Source organism: Pseudomonas delhiensis (assembly GCF_900187975.1).
In the GTDB taxonomy this organism is placed as follows: domain Bacteria; phylum Pseudomonadota; class Gammaproteobacteria; order Pseudomonadales; family Pseudomonadaceae; genus Pseudomonas; species Pseudomonas delhiensis.
The window spans coordinates 56,409-77,180 of record NZ_FZPC01000027.1; the positions used below are offsets into that span (position 1 = coordinate 56,409).

21 protein-coding genes are annotated in these 20,772 nt (G+C 70.1%); 11 read left to right on the forward strand and 10 right to left on the reverse strand.

Going from position 1 to position 20,772, the window contains the following annotated elements; all coding sequences use genetic code 11:
* Positions 1 to 11 precede the first annotated feature (11 nt).
* Positions 12 to 1,358, forward strand: a complete 1,347-nt coding sequence (locus CHC02_RS22865) for an aryl-sulfate sulfotransferase (RefSeq protein WP_089393703.1) — start codon at positions 12 to 14, stop codon at positions 1,356 to 1,358.
* A 157-nt stretch (positions 1,359 to 1,515) separates the two neighbouring features.
* On the opposite strand, the gene CHC02_RS22870 is transcribed toward CHC02_RS22865, so the two are convergent.
* Complete coding sequence (locus CHC02_RS22870) at positions 1,516 to 2,307, reverse strand: AraC family transcriptional regulator (protein WP_089393704.1); 792 nt, start codon at positions 2,305 to 2,307, stop codon at positions 1,516 to 1,518.
* 94 nt (positions 2,308 to 2,401) lie between these two features.
* Between CHC02_RS22870 and CHC02_RS22875 the strand changes: the two genes are divergently transcribed.
* On the forward strand, positions 2,402 to 3,301 hold the full coding sequence (locus CHC02_RS22875) for a DMT family transporter (RefSeq protein ID WP_089393705.1): 900 nt from the start codon (positions 2,402 to 2,404) through the stop codon (positions 3,299 to 3,301).
* Between the two features lie 154 nt (positions 3,302 to 3,455).
* Here CHC02_RS22875 and CHC02_RS22880 read toward each other — a convergent pair whose 3' ends face one another.
* Entirely contained in the window at positions 3,456 to 4,505 is a 1,050-nt protein-coding gene (locus CHC02_RS22880) for an NAD(P)H-dependent flavin oxidoreductase (protein WP_089393706.1), read from the reverse strand.
* A gap of 89 nt (positions 4,506 to 4,594) precedes the next feature.
* Between CHC02_RS22880 and CHC02_RS22885 the strand changes: the two genes are divergently transcribed.
* On the forward strand, positions 4,595 to 5,473 hold the full coding sequence (locus tag CHC02_RS22885; RefSeq protein ID WP_089393707.1) for a LysR family transcriptional regulator: 879 nt from the start codon (positions 4,595 to 4,597) through the stop codon (positions 5,471 to 5,473).
* Positions 5,470 to 6,618, forward strand: coding sequence for a YbfB/YjiJ family MFS transporter (locus tag CHC02_RS22890; RefSeq protein WP_089393708.1), 1,149 nt, complete (start codon positions 5,470 to 5,472; stop codon positions 6,616 to 6,618). Before CHC02_RS22885 ends, CHC02_RS22890 begins: the two co-directional genes overlap by 4 nt.
* A 3-nt stretch (positions 6,619 to 6,621) precedes the next feature.
* On the opposite strand, the gene CHC02_RS22895 is transcribed toward CHC02_RS22890, so the two are convergent.
* Positions 6,622 to 7,209, reverse strand: a complete 588-nt coding sequence (locus tag CHC02_RS22895) for a CGNR zinc finger domain-containing protein (protein WP_089393709.1) — start codon at positions 7,207 to 7,209, stop codon at positions 6,622 to 6,624.
* Between the two features lie 138 nt (positions 7,210 to 7,347).
* Here CHC02_RS22895 and CHC02_RS22900 point away from each other — a divergent pair, with 138 nt between their 5' ends.
* Entirely contained in the window at positions 7,348 to 7,776 is a 429-nt protein-coding gene (locus CHC02_RS22900) for an organic hydroperoxide resistance protein (RefSeq protein ID WP_089393710.1), read from the forward strand.
* Positions 7,777 to 7,975: 199 nt separating this feature from the next.
* Entirely contained in the window at positions 7,976 to 8,143 is a 168-nt protein-coding gene (locus CHC02_RS30270; protein ID WP_167364771.1) for a hypothetical protein, read from the forward strand.
* On the opposite strand, the gene CHC02_RS22905 is transcribed toward CHC02_RS30270, so the two are convergent.
* Entirely contained in the window at positions 8,140 to 8,580 is a 441-nt protein-coding gene (locus CHC02_RS22905) for a carboxymuconolactone decarboxylase family protein (protein ID WP_089393711.1), read from the reverse strand. The genes CHC02_RS30270 and CHC02_RS22905 overlap by 4 nt on opposite strands.
* A gap of 153 nt (positions 8,581 to 8,733) precedes the next feature.
* Here CHC02_RS22905 and pdxR point away from each other — a divergent pair, with 153 nt between their 5' ends.
* On the forward strand, positions 8,734 to 10,167 hold the full coding sequence (gene pdxR, locus CHC02_RS22910) for a MocR-like pyridoxine biosynthesis transcription factor PdxR (RefSeq protein WP_089393712.1): 1,434 nt from the start codon (positions 8,734 to 8,736) through the stop codon (positions 10,165 to 10,167).
* 19 nt (positions 10,168 to 10,186) lie between these two features.
* Here the strand turns inward: pdxR and CHC02_RS22915 are convergent, their stop codons facing one another.
* Positions 10,187 to 10,975 carry an SDR family NAD(P)-dependent oxidoreductase gene (locus tag CHC02_RS22915; RefSeq protein ID WP_089393713.1) on the reverse strand — a complete coding sequence of 263 codons (789 nt, stop codon included), beginning with the start codon at positions 10,973 to 10,975 and terminating at the stop codon, positions 10,187 to 10,189.
* 254 nt (positions 10,976 to 11,229) lie between these two features.
* Between CHC02_RS22915 and CHC02_RS22920 the strand changes: the two genes are divergently transcribed.
* The gene (locus tag CHC02_RS22920) at positions 11,230 to 12,438 is read left to right on the forward strand and encodes an NAD(P)/FAD-dependent oxidoreductase (protein ID WP_089393714.1); all 1,209 of its coding nucleotides are present in this window, start codon (positions 11,230 to 11,232) and stop codon (positions 12,436 to 12,438) included.
* A gap of 774 nt (positions 12,439 to 13,212) precedes the next feature.
* Positions 13,213 to 13,653 carry a type VI secretion system amidase immunity protein Tai4 gene (locus tag CHC02_RS22930; RefSeq protein WP_089393715.1) on the forward strand — a complete coding sequence of 147 codons (441 nt, stop codon included), beginning with the start codon at positions 13,213 to 13,215 and terminating at the stop codon, positions 13,651 to 13,653.
* 58 nt (positions 13,654 to 13,711) lie between these two features.
* Here CHC02_RS22930 and CHC02_RS22935 read toward each other — a convergent pair whose 3' ends face one another.
* The 4 genes from CHC02_RS22935 to CHC02_RS22950 form a co-directional block, all read right to left on the reverse strand.
* Entirely contained in the window at positions 13,712 to 15,136 is a 1,425-nt protein-coding gene (locus tag CHC02_RS22935) for a short-chain fatty acid transporter (RefSeq protein ID WP_089393716.1), read from the reverse strand.
* A gap of 97 nt (positions 15,137 to 15,233) precedes the next feature.
* Positions 15,234 to 16,415, reverse strand: a complete 1,182-nt coding sequence (locus tag CHC02_RS22940) for an acetyl-CoA C-acetyltransferase (RefSeq protein WP_089393717.1) — start codon at positions 16,413 to 16,415, stop codon at positions 15,234 to 15,236.
* A gap of 80 nt (positions 16,416 to 16,495) precedes the next feature.
* A complete protein-coding gene (locus CHC02_RS22945; RefSeq protein WP_089393718.1) occupies positions 16,496 to 17,152 on the reverse strand; it encodes a CoA transferase subunit B in 657 nt (218 codons plus the stop codon).
* 26 nt (positions 17,153 to 17,178) lie between these two features.
* Complete coding sequence (locus CHC02_RS22950; protein ID WP_089393719.1) at positions 17,179 to 17,877, reverse strand: CoA transferase subunit A; 699 nt, start codon at positions 17,875 to 17,877, stop codon at positions 17,179 to 17,181.
* 125 nt (positions 17,878 to 18,002) lie between these two features.
* Here CHC02_RS22950 and CHC02_RS22955 point away from each other — a divergent pair, with 125 nt between their 5' ends.
* Complete coding sequence (locus CHC02_RS22955; protein WP_089393720.1) at positions 18,003 to 18,929, forward strand: LysR family transcriptional regulator; 927 nt, start codon at positions 18,003 to 18,005, stop codon at positions 18,927 to 18,929.
* Between the two features lie 54 nt (positions 18,930 to 18,983).
* Here CHC02_RS22955 and CHC02_RS22960 read toward each other — a convergent pair whose 3' ends face one another.
* A complete protein-coding gene (locus CHC02_RS22960) occupies positions 18,984 to 19,232 on the reverse strand; it encodes a DUF2790 domain-containing protein (RefSeq protein ID WP_089393721.1) in 249 nt (82 codons plus the stop codon).
* A 273-nt stretch (positions 19,233 to 19,505) separates the two neighbouring features.
* Between CHC02_RS22960 and CHC02_RS22965 the strand changes: the two genes are divergently transcribed.
* Positions 19,506 to 20,468 carry a GlxA family transcriptional regulator gene (locus tag CHC02_RS22965; RefSeq protein ID WP_089393722.1) on the forward strand — a complete coding sequence of 321 codons (963 nt, stop codon included), beginning with the start codon at positions 19,506 to 19,508 and terminating at the stop codon, positions 20,466 to 20,468.
* Positions 20,469 to 20,772: the final 304 nt, after the last annotated feature.

The following is a 20,772-nucleotide window of genomic DNA, read 5'->3' on the forward strand; positions in this document are numbered from 1 at the left end:
GGAACACTGCCATGAAGCACACCCGCGCCACCGCCCTGCTCGCCTTCTCCGCCTCGCTGCTGGCCACCGCCGTCAGCGCCGCGCCCAGCGTGTTCCCCACCGGGGTGACGCGCTACGACCCGCAGAAGGCCTTCAACCAGTACGTGATCTTCAGCGGCGCCGACAACCGGACGCACCTGATCGACATGAACGGCAACGAGGTGAAGCGCTGGGACCGCCCCGGCTTCCCCTCGGCCATCCTCGACCCGAAGCTGGCCAATGGCGAGCGCGGCCACGTGCTGCTGCAGACCGCCGACCTGGCCGACCCCGGCAAGCTGTCCTCGGCCGGCAACGGCCTGCACAACCAGGCCGTGGGCGAGCTGGACTGGGCCGGCAAGACCGTCTGGCAATGGGGCGACCAGGCCCCCGGCGGCGCCGCCCGCCAGCACCACGACCTGCGCCGGCTGCCCAACGGCAACACCCTTGTGCTGGCCAACCGCGTGCATGCGGTGAAGGGCTTCGAGGTGCCGGAGGTGATCGACGACGTGATCTACGAGGTCACCCCGCAAGGCAAGGTGGCCTGGAGCTGGACCGCCTCCGAGCACCTGCACGAGTTCGGCTTCAGCGCCGAGCAGCTCAAGCTGGTGCACGGCACCAAGAACCCCGACTACCTGCACATCAACAACCTCGCGCCGCTGGGCCCGAACCGCTGGTACGCCGCCGGCGACAAGCGCTTCGCCCCGGACAACCTGCTGTTCGATTCGCGCAACGCCAACTTCATCGCCATCATCGACAAGGCCAGCGGCAAGGTGGCCTGGCGCCTGGGCCCGAACCTGCCGCCGATCGACCCGCGCAACGCGCAGAAGCTGCCGCGCCCGGTGGACCAGATCAGCGGCCAGCACGACGCCCATCTCATCCCCGAGGGCCTGCCGGGCGCCGGCCACCTGCTGGTGTTCGACAACCAGGGCGACGCCGGCTACCCCTCGGTGCAGCGCGGGGTGATCTCCGGCTCGCGGGTGCTGGAGATCGACCCGCTGAAGAATGAGATCGTCTGGCAGTACACCGCGGAAAGCTCGAAGCAGCCGGGCTGGGCCTTCTTCAGCTCGTTCATCAGCAGCGCCCGGCGCCTGCCCAACGGCAACACGCTGATCGACGAGGGGCAGAACGGCCGCTTCTTCCAGGTCACCCCGGCGGGCGAGATCGTCTGGGAATACGTCAGCCCCTACTTCGGCAAGGCGCCGCTGGGCGATGCGGTAAGCAACTGGGTGTACCGCGCCCTGCCTGTGGACTACAGCTGGGTGCCCGAAGGCACGCCGCGCGAGGAAAAGGCCGTGCAGGCCGCGGTGCCGGGCGCGCCGGCCGTCGCCGCGGCGCGCTGAGCCGCCCATCGCCACCTGCAGGAGCGCGCCCTGCGCGCGATTCGCGGGCAGGGCCCGCTCCTACAAGGGGAATCCTGTGGCGTCACGGAACATCCCGTAGGATGGCGTTGAGCGAAGCGATACCCATCACCCCCGGCTTACAAGGCAGGCCCTGCCTTCAACCCCGGCTCGACAGGCGGTACTGCTCCGGCGTGGTGCCGGCCTGGCGGCGGAACATGGCGATGAACGCCGAGGCGCTGCTGTAGCCCAGGTCGAAGGCGATCTCCTGCACCCCGCGCCCGGCCTCCAGCGCCTCGATGGCGGCGAGGAAGCGCAGGCGCTGGCGCCATTCGCCGAAGCTCATGCCCAGCTCGCGCTGGCACATGCGCGCCAGGGTGCGCTCGGTGCTGTGCACCTGCCTGGCCCAGTCGGCCAGGGCGCGGTTGTCGCCGGGCTCGGCCTGCAGCGCGGCGAGCAGCTCGCCCAGTTGCGCGCTCTGGGCGAACGGCAGGTAGTCCTCGCGGCAGGGCGAGGCCTTCAGCTGGTCCAGCACCACCTGGGCCAGGCGTCGGTCGGCCGCGCTCTCGGGGATGTTCACCCCGCGCGCGGCGAAGTCGTTGAGGATGGCCTTGAGGATGTCGCCGATCTGCAGCGTGCAGGGCGAGGCCGGCAACTGGCGGGACAGCTCGGCGCTGACGTACAGCGAGCGGTAGACGATGGCCTCGCGGTTGTAGCAGCCGTGCTCCACCCCCGGCGGCACCCACACCGCGTACTGCGGCGGCGAGAGGAAGCGCTGGCCGCCGACGTCCAGCTGCATCACCCCGTGGGAGGCGTAGTTGAGCTGGCCCCAGGGGTGGCTGTGGGGCGCCGAATGGGTGTCGGCGCCGAACTCGTCGTAGCGGAAGTACAAGGGCGCCGGCAGGGCCTGGTGGTCCGGCAGCGGCAGGGGGATGTATTTCTTCGTGGGCATGTCCGGATGGCGCGGCGAGTTGTCCGGAACGAAGTATAAGCGCCAATCCGGACGGCGGGACAATGGCGCCCGTCCTTCAGAGATGTCCGCTGCAATGACTTATTTCTTCCCGCTCTTCGCCGTGCTCGTCTGGGCCGGCAACACCGTGGTCAACAAGCTCGCCGTGGGCCGTATCGCCCCGGCCGAGATCGGCTTCTTCCGCTGGCTGGTGGTGGCCGTGCTGCTCACGCCCTTCGTGCTGCGCCCGCTGCTGGCGCGGCGCGCCGAGATAGCGCCGCTGCTGCCGAAGATCGTCGTGCTGGGCCTGCTGGGCATGGCCGTGTACCAGAGCCTGGCCTACTACGCCGCGGCGCTGACCAGCGCCACCAACATGGGCATCATCCTCGCGCTGATGCCGCTGATGTCCATGGGCCTGGCCTGCGCCCTGCTCGGCCAGCGGCTCAATGCCGGCGGCGTGCTCGGCTCGCTGCTGTCGCTGCTGGGCGTGCTGCTGGTGATCGCCCATGGCGAACTGGGCAGCCTGCTGCACCAGGGCATCGGCCTGGGCGACGGCATGATGCTGGTGGCCACCCTCGCCTACGGCCTGTACGGCGTGCTGCTGAAGAAATGGCAGGTGCGCCTGCCGGGGTTGCAGCTGCTGTACCTGCAGGTGCTGGTGGCGGTGCTGGCGATGCTGCCGATGTACCTGCTCTCGCCGCACCACGGCCTGGACGCCGGCAACCTGCCGCTGGTGGCCTACGCCGGCCTGCTGGCCTCCATAGTCGCGCCCCTGGCGTGGATGCGCGGCGTGCAGGAGATGGGCCCGAACCGCATGGCGCTGTTCTTCAACCTGCTGCCGCTGGTGACCGCGGCCATCGCCGCGGTGATCCTCGACGAGCGCCTGGGCGTGCACCACCTGTATGGCGGCGCCCTGACCCTGGCCGGGGTGCTCCTCGCCGAGTGCTGGCGGCCACGACCGGCGCCCAGCCTGACCGCGGACCGACAGGGAGCGTAGGGCGTATAACCGTTCGCGGTTATACGCCGCTACACCGAACGCATCCTCTGCATCGGGGCTCGGCTGGGCATTTCCAGGGCCCATGTCCAGGTCGACACCGAGCAGACGGTCGGCCAAGGTCAAACGGCGGATAACGCCGTAGGCGTTATACGCCCTACGCCCGATTCAACTCCTCGACCAGCCTGGCCACCAGCTCCGCCGCCGGCAATTCCCGCGCCAGGGGCGCGCCCTGGCCGGCCCATTGCACGGCGAAGTCGCCGTTGCCCGCGGCCTGGGCCGCGGCGACCAGCGCCTTGGTGGCGTCGTAGACCATGGGGTAGTCCGGCAGCGCCGGGGCGTCGGCGCGCTGCAGGTCGCTGAACAGGCGGTTGGGCAGGCCACGCGCCGGGCGCCCGGAAATTGCTGCCGTGACTTCGGTGTGCCAGGCCCGCTCGCTGCGCAGCGCCGCGCGGTAGGCGGCGTTGGCCGAGGATTCCGGGCAGGCGACGAAGGCCGTGCCCATCTGCACCGCCTGGGCCCCCAGGTCGAAGGCGGCGCGGATGCCGCGGCCGTCCATGATGCCGCCGGCGGCGATCACCGGGATATTCAGCGCCGGCACCAGGCTGCCGACCAGCGCCAGGGTGCCGATGCGGTCATCGTGTTCGCGGTCGAAGATGCCGCGGTGCCCGCCCGCCTCGTAGCCCTGGGCGACCACCGCATGCAGCCCTGCGGCCTCGATGGCGCGGGCCTCCGCCAGGTGGGTGGCGCAGCCCAGCAGGACGATGCCGGCGGCCTTCAGCCGGTCGATCCAGCCCTGCGCGGGCAGGCCGAAGTGGAAGCTGACCACCGCCGGCCGCTCTTCCAGCAGCACCTCCAGCATCTGCGGGTCGTCGACGAAGCTGCGGTAGATCTCCCGCAGCGCCGCCGGCGGCTCGCCGCCCAGTTCCTCGAACAGCGGCCGCAGGTGCTCCAGCCATGCCGCCTCGCGGGCCTCGTCGGCGCGGCCCGGGCGATGGCAGAAGAAGTTGTAGTTCACCGGCCTTGCGCTCAGCGCGCGGACCTGGGCGATCAGCTCGCGGGCCTGGGCCGGGGTGCTGGCGCCCAGGCCGATGGAGCCCAGGGCGCCGGCGTTGGACACCGCGGCGGCCAGCGCCGGGGTGGAAACGCCAACCATGGGCGCCTGGATGATGGGGTGGTCGACGCCGAGCAGTTCGCGAAGGGACATGGCGATGATCTCTTGGGGTGATCGATGGTTGACTTAAAATCTCATACAGAGAATATTTTGCGCAATACATTCTCAAGCAGAGATCACCGATGGACCTTTCCAGCCTGGAAATCTTCCGCTGCGTCGCCGAGGAGCAGAGCGTGACCCGCGCCGCCGCGCGCCTGCAGCGAGTGCAATCGAACGTCACCACGCGCATCCGCCAGTTGGAGGAAGACCTGGGCGTGGCGCTGTTCCTGCGCGACGGCAAGCGCATGGCGCTGACCGACCAGGGCCGCGACTTCCTCGCCTATGCCGGGCAGCTCCTGGCCCTGGCCGCCGAGGCGCGGCAGTCGCTGCACCCGCGGGAGGCCAGCGGCAGCCTGCGCCTGGGCAGCATGGAAAGCACCGCCGCCAGCCGCCTGCCCGGGCCGCTGGCGAACTTCCACAAGGCCTGCCCGCAGGTGCGGCTGGAAGTCGGCACCGGCACCAGCCAGGCGCTGGTGGATGGCGTGCTGTCGCGGCGCCTGGACTGCGCGCTCATCGCCCACCCCGATGCCCTGCGCGCCGAACCCGGCTTCGAGGCGGCCCTGGAGCGCGGCCTGCTGGGCGAGGCGGTGTTCCGCGAGGAACTGCTGCTGGCCCTGCCCGGCTGCCACCCGCCGGTGCGCGGGCCCGGCGATGTGAAGGTGCGCAGCCTGGCCGGCTTCGCCCGCGGCTGTACCTACCGGCAGATCGCCGAGGACTGGCTGAACGCCGAGGGGCCGCGCGTGCAGGTGCAGGAGGTGGGTTCCTACCATGCCATCCTCGCCTGCGTCGCCGCCGGTTCCTGCGTCGGCATCCTGCCGCGCTCGCTGCTCGACCTGCAGCGCGAGCCCCCGGCGGTGCAACTGCTGCCGCTGATGACCGTGGACACCCTGCTGGTCTGGCGCGAAGGCTATGCCACCGGCGCCTTCGCACGCTTCCGCGAAAGCCTGGGGGCCGCCTCATGAGCCCGCGCAGGGAACTGGCGCTGGCGCTGAGCGCCGCGCTCATCCTGGCCATCGGCATGGGCTTCGGCCGCTTCGCCTTCACCGGGCTCTACCCGCTGATGGTCGGCGAAGGCGTGCTGAGCGTGAATGGCGGCTCGCTGGCGGCCTCGGCCAACTACGCCGGCTACCTGCTCGGAGCGCTGGCCCTGGCGCGCAGCCCGGAACGCCTGGCGCCGCTGCTGTGCCGGGTCGCGCTGCTGGGCACCCTGCTGGGGCTGGCGGCCATGGCGGTGCCGGCGCCGGCCTGGTTCGCCATCGCCGTGCGCCTGCTGGCCGGGGTGCTCAGCGCCGTGGCCCTGGTGGGCGCCTCGGTGTGGCTGCTGCACGTGATGCAGCAGCACCGCGGCGCGCCGCTGATGTTCTCCGGCGTGGGCGTGGGCATCCTGATTTCCGCCGAGCTGATCGCCGGCGGCCATGGCGCGGGCCTGGGCAGCCCGGCGATCTGGCTGCTGCTGGCCGGCGCCGGGGCCGTCCTCGCCCTGCTGGCCTGGCCGGCGCTGGGCCGCCCGGCGGCCGCCGGCACGGTCCACGCCCCGGCGCCGGCACCGGCGTTCGCGCCCATGCCGGCGGCGAGCCTGCTGCTGATCTACGGCCTGGCCGGCTTCGGCTACATCATCACCGCCACCTACCTGCCGCTGCTGATGCGCGGCGGCGCGCTGTCGCCGCTGCAGGCCTGGGCGGTGTTCGGCCTGGCGGCGGCGCCGTCGTGCTTCTTCTGGCACTGGCTGCACCTGCGCCTGGGCACGCGCCGGGCGCTGGCGGCGAACCTGCTGGCCCAGGCGCTGGGGGTGATTCTGCCGGTGCTGCAGCACAGCGCTCCGGCCTACCTGGCCAGTGCCCTGCTGGTGGGCGGCACCTTCATGGGCACGCCGACCATCGCCCTGCCCGCCGCGCGCCTGGCGGCGGCGAAGGTGCGCTTCAACATGCTGGCGGCCATGACCGCGGTGTACGGCGTGGGGCAGATCGTCGGGCCGCTGGCCTCCAGCGCGCTCTACCAACTGGGCGGCAGCTTCGGCCCGGCGCTGCTGGCGGCCGGCGCCGCCCTGCTGCTGGGGGCCGCCTGCACCTGGCAGCCGGCGCGGGCCGCCGCAAGCTGCCCGCGCTGAGCCTCAGGCGTCGCCCTGGCGCTGGCGCTTGCGGTGCTCGGCGACCTTGTGGCGATTGCCGCACAGGGCCATGCTGCACCAGCGCCGGCGGTGCGACTTGGTGCGGTCGTAGAACCACAGGGTGCAGTCCGGGTGCTCGCACACGCGGACCAGCTCGAAATCCCCTTCGGCAAGCAACTGCGCGCCCTGCTCCGCCAGCGGCGCCAGCAGCCATTCGGCGCCGGGCTTCACGGCCTGGTGGCGCAGGTGCGCGCCCTGCCCGTCCCAATCCAGCTGCGGGTAGCTGGCGACCTTGCGCAGGAAGGCGTTGAAGCGCGCCGGGTCGGCCGGCTCGCCACGCTTGCGCTTGCCCACCAGCTCGCGCAGGGTCTCGCGCAGCTCGATGGCGGCGGCCAGCAGCTCACCCTCGGCGAAGTCCGCGCCCTCCGCCGGCAGGCCCAGCAGGCGCAGCCAGTGCTGCACGTCGGCGTCGCTGTGCCAGGCATCGGAGACCGACAGGGCCGCGGCATCGGCGCGACTCAGGCTGTTGAGCAAGTCCAGCACCGGGTGGTCGGCGAGGATGTAGGGCGGCTGGGGAGTGGTTTCGCGCATGCTCGCTCCGGGGTCGGGTGTCGACGCCCATGGTAACCCTCGTCCAGGCGTTTTCAAGTTACAGCATCGGGCGACTGGCGGGCCGCGCCAGCCTGGCCAAGACTGTTCAGTCCCCTTCCCCTGATCAGGAGCCCTGCCATGTCCATCGACAACGTGCTGTACCGCGCCTACGCCGAAGCCACCGGTGGCCGCGAGGGCCGCGCCATTTCCTCCGACGGCGTGCTCGACGTGGAGCTGACCACGCCCAAGGAACTGGGCGGCAACGGCGAGCGCGGCACCAACCCGGAGCAGTTGTTCGCCGCCGGCTACTCGGCGTGCTTCCTCGGCGCCATGAAGTTCGTCGCCGCCCGCGACAAGCTGGCGATACCCAAGGACCCGTCCATCGAAGGCGTGGTCGGCATCGGCCCGGTGCCCACCGGCTTCGCCATCGAGGTGGAACTGCGCATCTCCCTGCCCGGCCTGCCGCGCGACCAGGCGCAGACCCTGGTGGACCGCGCGCACATCGTCTGCCCCTACTCCAACGCCACCCGCGGCAACATCGACGTCACCCTGACCATCCTCGACTGAGCCCCGCCCCGGCTGCGGCGCCCGCCGCAGCCGCCTTTCCCCTTCCCCGCCAAGGCCTATCCGGATGCCGGGCCGCGTCTGCCCGGACGAATGGCATAGTAACTCTTTAAATAGTTATTGACAGGTTACAAGGTGGGCGCAGAATACAGCCTTGAGTAACCGTACAAATACACTTAAAGAGTTACATAGGTGACCCGCCATGTTCGCCCGACTGCTGCAGCGGCTTTTCCCGCACCCCGCCGAAAAGGACCTGGACCGCTGGGCCGACGACCTCGCCGCCGAGCGCCGCTGGCGCGCCAGCCCGGCCGCGCGGGCCCGTTACTACGCCCTGCCCGGCAGCCTGCCGCGGCAACCCCGGCGGCGCTAGAGCGCCGGCAGCTGGCGGAAGCTCACCGCCAGGCGGTTCCAGCAGTTGATGGCGGAAATGGCCACGGTCAGGTCCACCGCCTCGCGCTCGTCGAACTGGCTGCGCAGTTGCTGGTAGACCTCGTCGGGCACGTTGGACTGCGACAGCAGCGTCACCGACTCGCACCAGGCCAGCGCGGCCCGTTCGCGGTCGCTGAAGAAGGGCGAGTCGCGCCACACCGCCACCGCGTACAGGCGCCGCTCGGACTCGCCGTTGCGCCGCGCCTCCAGGGCGTGCATGTCGGCGCAGAACGCGCAGTTGTTGACCTGCGAGACGCGCACCTTGACCAGCTCCAGCAAGGGCTTCTCGATGGACAGGTCGAAGGTCGCCGCCTCCAGCGCCAGGATCGCCTTGAGCGCCTCCGGCGAGGCCGTGTAGTAGTCCAGGCGTGGTTCCATGGCGGATTCCTCGGAAGTGGATGAAGGCTATTCTGCCGGGCGCGTGGCTGTGCCAGGGTGGCCAATCGGACGAAAAACACCTGCGCAACTTCGCACCCACGCCAGCCGCTGGCTACTCTTGCGCCAATACAGAGCGGGCGCGGAGAGGCATTCATGGAGTTGCACATCGTCATCCAGGGCCAGAAGGACCTTGGCGGGCAACTCTACGCGCAGCTGCGCGAGGCCATCGACAGCGGGCGCCTGGCCGCCGGCGCGCGGCTGCCGCCCAGCCGCCTGCTGGCCGAGCAACTGGGCCTGTCGCGCAAGACGGTGTCGGACATCTACGCCCAGCTCACCTACGAGGGCCTGCTGGTCGGCCGCGTCGGCAGCGGCACCTTCGTCAACGCCCGGGCGCCGCGCCACGAGCGGCGCCCGCAGGCCATCCGCTACGCCGCCCAGGACGCCATCGACACCTGGCAGGCGCTGCAGACGCGCATCGTCCATCCCCACGCCGGCGCCACCCTGCGCGCCGATTTCCTCGGCGGGGCCAGCAGCCTCGCCAGCTTCCCCCACGAGGACTGGCGCCGCTGCGTGCACTTCGCCCTGCGGCAGATGCAGGGCCCGCGGGCGATCTACTCGCAACCCGAGGGCCTGCCCAGCCTGCGCGACGCCATCGCCCGGCACATCGCCTACAGCCGCGGCGTGCAGTGCCGCGACGAGGACATCATCGTCTGCAACGGCGCCCAGCAGGCCCTCGACCTGCTGGCCCGGGTGCTGGTGCGCCCCGGCACCCGGGTGGCCATGGAGGACCCCGGCTACCCGCCGGCGCGCCTGCAGTTCGCCATGCAGGGCGCGGAGATCGCCAGCGTGCCGGTAGACGCCGAGGGCCTGTGCGTGGAGCGCATTCCCGATGGCACCCAGCTGATCTACTGCACCCCGGCGCACCAGTTCCCGCTGGGCATGCCCATGGGCGAGGCGCGCCGCCAGGCCCTGCTGGCGCGCGCCGCCGAGCTGGGCGCGGTGATCATCGAAGACGACTACGACAGCGAGTTCCGCTACGCGGGCCGCCCCCACGAAACGCTGCACAGCCTCGACCGCCAGGGCCTGGTGGCCTACGTCGGGACCTTCTCCAAGACGCTGCTGCCGGAGCTGCGCCTGGGCTACCTGGTGGTGCCGCCGGGCCTGCGCCCGGCGCTGCTGCGCGCCCGCCAGCTGAACGACTGGCACAGTTCGACCCTGGCACAGTGGGCGCTGGCGAAGTTCATCGGCGACGGCTGCCTGCTCAAGCACATCCGCCGTTGCCACGGCATCTACGCCAGCCGCCGCGAACGCATCCTGGCGCGGGTCGAGGGCGACCTGGCGCCCTGGCTGCAGGCGGTGCCGTCCAACGCCGGCTTCCACCTGGCGCTGCTGTTCCGGGTGCCGGTGAAGCTGCCGCTGCTGGTGGAGCTGGCGCGCAAGCTGGAAGTGGGCATCTACCCGCTGGACGGCTTCTACCACCGGGAGGAAGTGCGCCAGGGCCTGCTGATGGGCTTCGGCGCCATCGAGACGCTGGACATCGACCCGGCGCTGGACAAGCTGCGCGACCTGCTCCGGCAGATCGCCTGAAGCCGCGCAGCCACGTGCCTCAGAAGGCCGAGCGCACTACCCCGCCGTCGGCGCGCAGGGCCGCGCCGTTGGTCGCCGAGGACGCCTCGGAGCAGACGTAGACCACCAGGTTGGCCACCTCCTCGGGCGTGGTGAAGCGCTTGAGCAGCGAACTGGGCCGCGCGCTGCGGAAGAACTCCGCCTCGAACTCGGCGAAGGGCTTGCCGCCGGACAGCTTGCCGACGAACTCGTCGACGCCCTCGGAATGGGTCGGCCCCGGCAACACCGCGTTGACCGTCACGCCGGTGCCCGCGCAGTCCTCGGCCAGGCCGCGGGACAGGCCGAGCTGGGCGGTCTTGGTGACACCGTAGTGGATCATCTCCACCGGGATCTGCACGCCGCTCTCGCTGCTGATGAACACCACCCGCCCCCAGTTGCGCTGCTTCATGCCCGGCAGGTAGGCGCGGCTCAGGCGCACGCCGGACAGCAGGTTGACCTGCAGGAAGCGCTCCCAGTCCGCGTCGGGGATTTCCGCGAAGGGCTTGGGATCGAAGATGCCCAGGTTGTTCACCAGCACGTCCACCTGCGGATAGCGGCCCACCAGTTCGGCGATGGCGGCAGGTTGCGACAGGTTGCCGGCGAAGCCTTCGACGCGGGCGTCGGGCTGCCGCTCGCGCAGCCTGGCCAGGGCGTCGTCCACGGAGGCCTGGGTGCGGCCGTTGAGGATGACCCGCGCGCCCTCGCGGGCCAGGCCCTGGACGATGGCGAAACCGATGCCGCGGGTGGAGCCGCTGACCAGGGCGAGCTTGTCTTGCAGGTTGAAGTTCATGGCGCTGCTCTCGGTTGTTTTCGGTTTTCTTAGGAGCGAGCTTGCTCGCGAACGGATTCCGCTGCGGGGGTCGGCGAACAAGGGCTGGGCGACGATGTGGTGAGTGGGCCCAAAGCAGCCTAGGCGCTGTCGGCAGCCACGTCCAAGCACTCGCAGGATTGGACTGCCGGTTTTCGCCCGGATTGTCCGTTATTCCCCGTCCGCCGAACGCCTAGTATCCCCTTCACGAAATTTCCCTTCCCAGGAGTCCCGCCATGCAACAACGCATCCTCGTCATCGGTTCCGGCTTCGCCGGCATGTGGGCCGCGCTGGCCGCCGCCCGCGTCCTCGACCAGCACGGCCGCAGCGCCGAAGTGGAAATCGCGCTGATTTCCCCCGAGCCCGTGCTGCACCTGCGCCCGCGCCTGCACGAGGCGGCGCCGGCCGGCATGACCACGCCGCTGCTGCCGCTGTTCGAGGCCGCCGGGGTGCGCTACCTGCAGGGCAGCGTCGAGCGCATCCACACCGGCGACCGCAGCGTCGAGGCCGTCGACGCCCACGGCGAACGCTTCACCCTCGCCTACGACCGCCTGGTGCTGACCACCGGCAGCCGCCTGTTCCGCCCGGCCATTGCGGGCCTGGCCGAGCACGCCTTCAGCATCGACCAGACCGACGAGGCCAGCGCCCTGGACGTGCACCTGGCGCGCCTGGCCGACCTGCCGCCGAGCGACGCGCGCAACACCGTGGTGGTGGCCGGCGGCGGCTTCACCGGCATCGAGATCGCCTGCGAGCTGCCCGCGCGGGTGCGCCGCGTGCTCGGCGACGACACCGAGGTGCGCGTGGTGATGGTCGAGCGCAGCCACGTGGTCGGCCCCGACCTGGGCTCCGGCCCGCGCCCGGTGATCGAGCAGGCCCTGGACGAGCTGGGCGTGGTGCGCTTCCTCGGCGCCGCGGTCGAGGCCATCGATGCCAACGGCCTGACCACCGCCACCGGCGAGCGCATCGAGGCCAGGACGGTGATCTGGACCGCCGGCATGCGCGCCAGCCCGCTGACCGAGCAGGTCCCCGGCGAACGCGACGCCCTGGGCCGCCTGCACGTGGCGCGCGACCTGCGGGTCAAGGGCGCGGACGGCGTGTTCGCCGCCGGCGACGTGGCCCTGGCCCAGGTGGACGATGCGGGCAACCACGCCCTGATGTCCTGCCAGCACGCGATGAACATGGGCCGCAGCGCCGGCCACAACGTCGCCGCCGACCTGCTCGGCCTGCCCACCCAGGCCTACGGCCAGCCGGTCTACGTCACCTGCCTCGACCTGGGCCCTTGGGGCGCGGTCTACACCGAGGGCTGGGAACGCCAGGTCAAGCTGCAGGGCGCCGAGGCCAAGGCCCTCAAGCGCCGGATCAACACCGAATGGATCTACCCGCCCCAGCCCAGCCGCAAGGCCGCCCTGGAAGCCGCCGACCCGCAACGGGTGGTGGTGGCGTAGGGCGTATGACCGTTCGCGGTTATACGCCGCTACACCCATGCCATTCACCGGCGCCATGGTCGGGCCTGGACTGCGCTTCCGGCCATGGCGATGGGTATCGCTTCGTTCCACCCATCCTACGGGAACCCAGAAAACAGCGTAGGAGCGGACCTTGTCCGCGATAGCCGGAGGTTCCGGCGCGATTCGCGGATGAGATCCTACGCCGCCCCCCCACACCATTCCCTGTAGGAGCGCGCCCTGCGCGCGAATCGCGGGCAGGGCCCGCTCCTACAGGTTGGCCGTCGCAACGGTGCCCGGGCCAACGGCGGATAACCGCGAACGGTTATTCGCCCTACGCTCGGGCGCAACTGTCTCGCAGGCTGCGCCGAGGGCTCTTCGTAGGATGGGTTGAGCCTTGGCGAAACCCATGCGGCCATGGTGATGGGTATCGCTCCATGTCTCCCGGCAGAACACTCCGCTCAACCCATCCTACGACGGCGTTCCTCCTCCACCTTGTAGGAGCGGACTCCGTCCGCGATTGCCGGGACCACCGGCGCGGATCGCGGATAAGATCCGCTCCTACGCGGCCCCACTCACGCCGTTCCCATGTCGCAAACCTGGGGGCTATCCGTACGGCGAGGAACTTCCCGGACCATCGTCTGCCGAAACGCAACGATCCAGCCAGCGCTCGACGCCATTCAAGGATGAACCATGCACGCAATGCTACGACCACTGCTACTTCAACGAGCCGGGCGTGAATTACCGGGCCGACAGGGCGAACTTCTGGAGCCTGCCATGAGCAAGAGCCTGACCACGTGTTGCCTCGCCCTGCTGGCGTCCAGCCTGCTTCCCGTTGCGGCCTATGCCGCGGAAGGCCCGCAGGCGGCCGCGCGGACCTATGCGCAGAACTACAAGGACATGGTCCTGGCCACCTGTATCGCCAATGCCTACAAGGCGGACGGTTCTGCCGCCGTGGACGCCGGCAGCAGCGTCAGCGCATTGCGCGATTGGACCTACTACGACATGGAGAACGCTCCGGACGCCGTGAAGGCGCTGGTCGAGAGCTACCTGGCCCGCGACTATCGCAACCCCCTCGCCGAATCCGAGGTCAAGGGCGTGCGCTTCGACCTGCTGAAGTGCCTGGACCTGTACCACAGCAAGGAACTCCAGGCGCAGGTCGACAAATTCGTGCTCGACCCCGGGCACAGCTACCGCCAGGACAACCCGCGCCCCTGAAAAAGGCCCGGGCACCGCCAGGTGCCCGGGCCTCTGCCAGCGGCGGCCGTCTGCGTGGTTACGGCATGACCGGCGGCAGGTACTGCAGGGTGGTCCCCAGCGCCCAGAGCAGGAACAGCACCAGGGGGATGTGCACCAGCAGCTGGACGAAGGAGAAGCCGATCAGGTCGCGGGCCTTCAGGCCCAGCACGCCGAGCAGCGGCAGCATGTAGAAGGGGTTGATCAGGTTCGGCAGCGCCTCGGCGGCGTTGTAGATCTGCACCGCCCAGCCCAGGTGGTATTGCAGCTCGGTGGCCACCTGCATCACGTAGGGCGCCTCGATGATCCACTTGCCGCCGCCGGAGGGGATGAAGAAGCCCAGCACCGCGGAGTACACGCCCATCAGCAGCGCGTAGGTGTCGTGGGAGGCGATCTGCACGAAGAAGGTGGAGATGTGGTGCGCCACCGTGGCGCCGTCGGCGCCTTTCACCGTGGTCATGATGGCGGCGATGGAGCCGTACAGCGGGAACTGGATCAGCACCCCGGTGGTGGTCGGCACCGCGCGGGCCACGGCGTCGAGGAAGTTGCGCGGGCGCCAGTGCAGCAGCGCGCCGACCATCAGGAACAGCAGGTTGTAGGTGTTCAGCCCGGAAATGGCGAGGATCGCCGGCTTGGTGGCGAACTCGTGGTACAGCCAGCCGGCCGCCAGGGCCACCAGCAGCAGGATCAGCAGCGGGCTGTGCTCCAGCCATTCGCCGGGGCGGCTGGGCTTGCTCATCTGCGGCGGGGTGAAGCTGACGTCGACGCCGCAGTCCTGGGCGTCACGGGCGTTGGACTCGCTCGGCGCGGTCATGTAGGCGATCACCACGGACACCACCACCAGCGCCAGCAGCATCAGGCCGGACTGCCAGAGGAAGATGGTCTCGGTGAAGGGGATCACCCCGGTGATGGCGAGGATCGACGGCGGCAGGCTGCCGGGGTTGGCCTGCAGCTGCGCGGCGGAGGACGACAGGCCCAGCGCCCAGACGGCGCCCAGGCCCAGGTAGGCGGCGGCGCCGGCGGCGCGGTAGTCCATCTTCAGGTCCGTGCGGCGGGCCAGGGCGCGCACCAGCAGGCCGCCGAAGACCAGGCTCAGGCCCCAGTTGAGCAGCGAGGCGAGCATCGACACCACGGCCACCCAGGCCACCGCCGAGCGGCCGTTCTTCGGCACCCGCGCCAGCAGCGCGATCAGCCGCGAGGCCGGGCCGGAACTGGCCACCACGTAGCCGCCGATGACCACGAAGGCCATCTGCATGGTGAAGGGGATCAGGCTCCAGAAGCCGTCGCCGAAGGCCTTGGCGGTCTCGCCGGGGGCCGCGCCCATGGCCAGGGTGGCCACGGCCACGATCAGCACCGCCAGGGTGGCGAATACCCAGGAGTCGGGGAACCAGCGCTCGGCCCAGGCCGAGCAGGCCATGGCGAAGCGCGCGGAACGGCTTTCCTGCAGTTGCAGTTTCGCGTTCATTTTTCCTACCTCGATTTATTGGAGTTATTTTTCTTTGTAACGCCGAACGCCCCGGAGTTCGTCCGGGGCGTCCGTCACGCAGGCACGCGGGGCTCGGTCAGTCGCGGGCCAGGGCCAGGGCCACGCCCTGGCCACCGCCGATGCAGAGGGTGGCGAGGCCCTTCTTCGCATCGCGGCGGAGCATTTCGTGCAGCAGGCTGACCAGCACGCGGCAGCCCGAGGCACCGATGGGGTGGCCGAGGGCGATGGCGCCGCCGTTGACGTTGACCTTGGCGGCGTCCCAGCCCAGTTCCTTGCCCACCGCCAGGGATTGCGCGGCGAAGGCTTCGTTGGCCTCGACCAGGTCCAGCTCGCCCAGCTGCCAGCCGGCCTTGTCCAGGCAACGGCGGGTGGCGGAGACCGGGCCGATGCCCATGATCGCCGGGTCGACGCCGGCGCTGGCGTAGGCAGCGATGCGCGCCAGCACCGGCAGGCCCAGCGCCTTGGCCTTGGCGGCGCTCATCAGCAGCACGGCGGCGGCGCCGTCGTTGAGGCTGGAGGCGTTGCCGGCGGTGACGGAGCCGTCCTTCCTGAACGCCGGCTTGAGCTTGGCCAGGGCCTCGGCGGTGGTGCCGGCGCGCGGCTGCTCGTCGGTGTCGAAGCTCAGCGCCTCGCCCTTGCGCTGCGGGATGCTCACCGGGACGATCTCGTCGCGGAAGCGCCCGGCCTCGATGGCGGCCACGGCCTTCTGCTGCGAGGCGGCGGCGAAGGCGTCCTGTTCCTCGCGGCCGATGCCGTACCTGTCCGCCAGGTTCTCGGCGGTGATGCCCATGTGGTAGTCGTTGAAGGCGTCCCACAGGCCGTCGACGATCATGCTGTCGACCAGTTGCGCATGGCCCATGCGCAGGCCGGTGCGAGCCTTGGGCAACACGTAGGGCGACAGGCTCATGTTCTCCTGGCCGCCGGCGATGACCACCTCGGCGTCGCCGCAGCGGATGGCCTGGGCCGCCAGGTGCAGGGCCTTGAGGCCGGAGCCGCAGACCTTGTTCAGCGTCAGCGCGGGCACCTCGTGGGGCAGCCCGGCGGCGATGGCGGCCTGGCGCGCCGGGTTCTGCCCGGCGCCGGCGGTGAGCACCTGGCCGAGGATGACCTCGTCCACCTGCTCGGGCTGGACGCCGCTGCACTGCAGCAGCTCGCGGATGACGATGGCGCCCAGCTCGTGGGCGGGGATGTTCGCCAGGCTGCCCTGGAAGCTGCCGATGGCGGTGCGGGTGGCGGCGACTATCACTACGTCTTGCATGTCTCACTCTCCCTGACGGCTGGTTGTAGGAGCGCGCCCTGCGCGCGATTCGCGGGCAGGGCCCGCTCCTACAGAGGGATTCAGAAGGTCATCTCTTTCACGTCGTCCGGCACGATCAGCCGCCCGGCGGTCTTCTCGGCGATCTCGGCGACGCTCACCCCCGGCGCGGTCTCGCGCAGGACGAAGGCGCCGTCCTCGATCTCCAGGTAGGCCAGGTCGGTGAGCACCTTGCGGATGCAGCCGGCGCCGGTCAGCGGCAGGCTGCAGCGGTCCAGCAGCTTGGACTCGCCGTCCTTGGAGGCGTGGGTCATGGTGACGATGATGTTGTCGGCGCCGGCCACCAGGTCCATGGCGCCGCCCATGCCCTTGACCAGCTTGCCGGGGATCATCCAGGAGGCGATGTTGCCCTGCACGTCCACCTCGAAGGCGCCGAGCACGGTGAGGTCGACGTGGCCGCCTCGGATCATCGCGAAGGACTCGGCGGAGGAGAAGATCGACGCGCCCTTCACGGCGGTCACGGTCTGCTTGCCGGCGTTGATCATGTCGGCGTCGAGGGTTTCCTCGGTGGGGAAGGCACCCATGCCGAGCAGGCCGTTCTCCGACTGCAGCATCACTTTCATGCCCTCGGGCACGTAGTTGGCCACCAGGGTCGGGATGCCGATGCCGAGGTTGACGTAGTAGCCGTCCTTGAGTTCGCGCGCGACGCGCTGGGCCATCTGTTCGCGGGTCAGTGCCATGGTCTTGTCTCTCTTGTCCGGTGGGCTCAGGAACGCACGGTGCGCTTCTCGATGCGCTTCTCGAAGGTTCCCTGGATGATGCGGTCGACGTAGATGCCGGGGGTGTGGATCTGGCTCGGGTCCAGTTCGCCCGGTTCGACGATCTCCTCCACCTCGACCACGGTGATGCGCCCCGCGGTGGCCACCACCGGGTTGAAGTTCTGCGCGGTGTGGCGGTAGATGACGTTGCCGTAGTGGTCGGCCTTCCAGCCCTTGACGATGGCGAAGTCGCCGGTGATGGCCTGTTCCAGGATGTGCGGCCGGCCGTTGAACTCGCGGACTTCCTTGCCCTCGGCGACCGGGGTGCCGTAGCCGGTGGCGGTGAAGAAGGCCGGGATGCCGGCGCCGCCGGCGCGCAGTTTCTCGGCCAGGGTGCCTTGCGGGGTGAGTTCCACCTCCAGCTCGCCGGACAGCAGCTGGCGCTCGAAGAGTTCGTTCTCGCCCACGTAGGAGGCGATCATCTTGCGGATCTGCCGGTCTTCCAGCAGCACGCCGAGGCCGAAGCCGTCGACGCCGCAGTTGTTCGACACCACCGTCAGGCCCTTCACGCCCAGGCGGCGGATCTGCGCGATGAGGTTCTCGGGAATGCCGCACAGGCCGAAGCCGCCCGCCAGTACCGTCATGCCGTCGGTGAGCCCGGCCAGGGCCTCCGCGTAACTGCCAACCCGCTTGTCGAGTCCTGCCATGTCGCTGCTGCCTCTCTTGTAGTTAGGGTTTCCGACCGGCCGGTCGGAGAGCGTCTGCAGCTTCACCGCTGGGAACTGATTTGTTAAGTTTGTTTTTCCAATCGATTATTCGGCTTTGCTTATCAATGACCGTCAAGCAACTGCGCGCCTTCCTCGCCGTGGCCCAGAGCCTGAGCTTCGCCCAGGCCGGCGAGCGCCTGCACCTGTCGCAACCTGCGCTGAGCCTGGCGATCAAGAACCTGGAGGAATCCCTCGGCGGGCAGTTGCTGGTGCGCACCACCCGCAGCGTCGCCCTCACCCCCGAGGGCGAGACCCTGCTGCCCATCGCCCGGCGCCTGCTGGCCGACTGGGACAATGCCGAGGAACTGCTGCGCCAGCACTTCACCCTGCAGCTGGGCAAGGTCTCCATCGCCGCCATGCCCTCCTTCGCCGGCAACCTGCTGCCGGGGGCGCTCATGGCCTTCCGCCAGCACTACCCGAAGGTCAACGTGGCGGTGCACGACGTGATCAACGAACAGGTGCTGGAGATGGTGCGCAACCGCCGCGTCGAGCTGGGCATCGCCTTCGAGCCGGACAGCCTCGACGGCCTGAGCTTCCAGGCCTTCTACAGCGACCGCTTCGTCGCCGTGCTGCCGGCCGGCTCGCCGCTGGCCGGGCTACGCCGGCTGACCTGGGCGCAGTTGCTGCAGCAGCCCTTCATCACCCTGCAGCGGCCCTCGGCGGTGCGCCTGCTGCTGGAAGACAGCGTGGCGGCCAGCCACGGCAGGCTGGCGGTGGCCTTCGAGAGCCACCAGCTGGTCACGGTGGGGCGCATGGTCGCCCAGGGCCTGGGGGTGAGCGCGGTGCCGCGCCTGTGCGTGCAGCAGATGGAGGAACTGGGGGCGCGCTGCGTGGACCTCTACGAGCCCACGGTGGAAAGGCGCGTGGGCCTGTTCAGCCTGGCCGAGCACAAGCTTTCCAGCGCCGCCCAGGCGCTGAGCGACGTGCTCTTGCAGATAGCCGACTGGCCGAGGTTGCAGCAGGAAGGGTGCGGGGAAGGCAAAGCGGATTGAGCAGGGGCGCGCGGCGCGGGCGGCGCAGGGACACCGCCCGTTGCGCTGGCATCGTCAGATGTCGCTGCACATCTCGGTCTGGCGCAGGTACTCGAGCACGTGGACCTGGCCCTTGGAGTCGGCGTAGGTCATCTTCGCCGGGGCGACTTCGCAACGGTCGTTGGCTTGCTCGATGCTGATCACCTTGGCCACGTCGAGCTTCATGCCGTACTGGTAGACCACGGGCGCGGCGTCGGCGGCGTTGGCGGCCAGGGCGGCGCCCATCAGGGGGATGGCGAACAGGCTGAACAGGGTGCGTTTCATGGTGGGATTCTCCGGTTTCCGGCGTACTGGCCATTTGGCCTAGCCGTGTATACAAATTTAGTTGAACGGCCGTTCCGGACACAGAGGCAATCCGACAAGGGATTAGTGCGCAACGCGTAACAATAGAGGCTTGCCAAGTCGCGCTGGCCGCGCATCGGACCATCCGAGGGCATAAAGCGCGGCGCCAACGGCAGGATTCGCTCGTTTTGGCGCTTTGCAGCCACTCCGCCACGCGGCCACAATGGCAAGTCCGTTCGTCGCCAGGAGTGCCCCATGAAACGCGTGGCCATGCTGCTGTTCCCCGGCGTGCAGGCGCTGGACGTCGCCGGCCCGCTGGACGTCTTCGCCGAAACCAATGCCTACGTGGCGCCGGGCAGCGGCTACCAGGTGCTGACGCTGGCCGAGCATGCCTTTCCCATCCCCGCCTCCAACGGCCAACTGCTGGGCGCACAGCACGAGCTGGACAGCGCCGTCGGCGGCTTCGACATCCTGCTGGTGCCCGGCGGCCCGCGATTGCCCGCGGAAGAACCGTCCACCGCCCTCCTCGCCTGGCTGCGCCGGGCCTGCGCCGAGACGCCGCGCTACGGCTCGATCTGCACCGGCGCCTTCCTGCTCGGCCATGCCGGCCTGCTGGATGACAAGCGCGCCACCACCCACTGGAGCGATGCGGCGCACCTTGCCCGGCTGTTCCCCCGGGCACGGGTGGAGCCCGACAGCATCCACGTGCGCGACGGCGCGCTGGTGACTTCCGCCGGCGTCACCGCGGGCATCGACCTGGCCCTGGCGCTGGTGGCCGAGGACCATGGCCCGGCGGTGGCGCTGAGCGTGGCCAAGCGCCTGCTGGTGGTGGCCCAGCGCCAGGGCGGGCAGTCGCAGTTCAGCCCCTACCTGCAGGCGCCGGCCGCCGACGACTCGCCCATCGCCCGCGTGCAGCGGCACGTGCAGGCCCACCTCACGGACGCGCTGTCGGTAGCGGAGCTGGCGGCGGTGGCGACCATGAGCGAGCGCACCTTCGCCCGGGTGTTCGTCCGCGAGGCCGGCATCACCCCGGCGGAGTTCGTCCAGCGCGCCCGGCTGGACGCGGCGCGGGGGCTGCTGGAGGGCAGCGGGCTGCCGCTGAAGGTGGTGGCCTGGCGCTGCGGCTTCGGCAGCGCGGCGCGGATGCGGCTGGTGTTCGTGCAGAAGCTGGGGGTGACGCCGACGGAGTATCGGGGGCGGTTTCGGGGGGATGGGTAGGGTTTGTGGGTCCGTGGGTTCGTAGGAGCGAGCTTGCTCGCGAATGGAGTTCGTCGGCAACGCAGGTGTCTGGGCTTGGCTCCGTCCCCTCTCCCCAGCCCTCTCCCTGAAGGGAGAGGGGGCTAGTCCGTGCCGAGAGAAGTGATGGTTTCAGCCTGATATCACCGCGGTTGCCGGCTAACGCCATGACATCCGACCCTGCCCAACGGTCCCCTCTCCCTTCAGGGCGGGGCGCGCAGCCGAGGGTTAGGGAGAGGGCGCTCTTCGGGGCTACCACCATTCGCGAGCAAGCTCGCTCCTACAA